Consider the following 614-nt stretch of genomic DNA (forward strand, 5'->3'; position numbering starts at 1 on the left):
AACTTAATGTTATCTATGGGCTTTCCTATAGGTACAAGCTCCAATTCTTCTTCCGTAGAGCAGCCAAAGTAGGATACATCTACTGTTGCTTCTGTTGGTCCGTACAGGTTATGCAGGCTTGTTCCTTTTTCTTTGTACAGCAGCTTGTTGAACTTTTCTACTTGCTTCAGGTTCAGTGCTTCTCCACTGGCAAATACCTGCTTTAAGCTTGCTATTTCCTCTATTATCCCCTTTTCCTCTACATACTCTAAAAATACACTCAACATGGATGGTACAAAGTGCATTGTGGTAACTTTATTTTTTTCGATTGCCTTCACGATTTCTTCCGGATTTTTTTCTCCTCCCGGTATCAGCAGGCAGACTTTGGCCCCAGTAAAGCTCCACCACAATAATTCCCATACCGATACGTCAAAGGTATAGGGAGTTTTCTGCAGGATCACATCACCTTCAGCTATCGGGTATTGCTTCTGCATCCAGTTGATCCGGTTGATTACGGAGTAGTTCTCTATCATTACCCCTTTGGGTTTGCCGGTAGAACCGGATGTATATATTACATAAGCCAAGTTTTCAGGTTTACTAATTAACTTTGGATTTGATACATCCCCAGTAAATAG

1 protein-coding gene is annotated in these 614 nt (G+C 41.4%); it reads right to left on the reverse strand.

The window, feature by feature from the left end; genetic code table 11:
* Nucleotides 1-614, reverse strand: a 614-nt coding sequence (locus tag NLX78_RS26375) for an AMP-binding protein (RefSeq protein ID WP_254351927.1), incomplete at both ends; no start/stop codon positions are given.

The organism is Paenibacillus sp. Lou8.1, assembly GCF_024213565.1.
In the GTDB taxonomy this organism is placed as follows: domain Bacteria; phylum Bacillota; class Bacilli; order Paenibacillales; family Paenibacillaceae; genus Paenibacillus; species Paenibacillus polymyxa_B.